Genomic DNA, 481 nt, shown 5'->3' with positions numbered 1-481 from the left:
GATTGGCCGGGTCGTCGGCGCGCAGCAACTGGGCGAAGCCCATGACCGTGGTCAGGGGACTACGCAGTTCGCGCCCGAGGGCCTGCATGATCTCGTCCCGCGTCCGAAGCTCGGCGGTCAGGCGGTCGACCTCGCCTTCGGCCGTCGTCAGGGCGCGGCGCAGGCCTTGGGTCTGCTGGGCGATGCGGGCTTCGAGCCGGGCGTTCTCTCGACGCAAGCCCTCGGCGACCCCGTGCGCCTGAAGCCAGAGCCAGATCCCTGCGCAGGTTCCCGCCAGCGCCAGGGACAAGACAAGCAAGACGAAATCCATGACGCCCCTCCGACGCGCCATATTGACGCGTCAGAGTTGCATTCAGGTAAACGTGCCCGCTTGGGTTGTTATCAGTCTTCGCTGGCTGCGGCGGCTTCGGGCTTGCGACGCGGCGCACGGCTACGCCGGGCCGCCGCGCCTTCGGCTTGCTCCGCCGGGGCCGACGACACC

General features: G+C 69.2%; 1 pseudogene. It reads right to left on the bottom strand.

The window, feature by feature from the left end:
* Nucleotides 1-298 (bottom strand): annotated as a pseudogene (locus B3T77_RS06975) (hypothetical protein); the annotation flags it as partial.
* Nucleotides 299-481: the final 183 nt, after the last annotated feature.

The organism is Brevundimonas sp. UBA7838, assembly GCF_002500885.1.
Lineage (GTDB): Bacteria > Pseudomonadota > Alphaproteobacteria > Caulobacterales > Caulobacteraceae > Brevundimonas > Brevundimonas vesicularis_C.
This window is presented reverse-complemented; position numbering and strand designations above follow the sequence as displayed.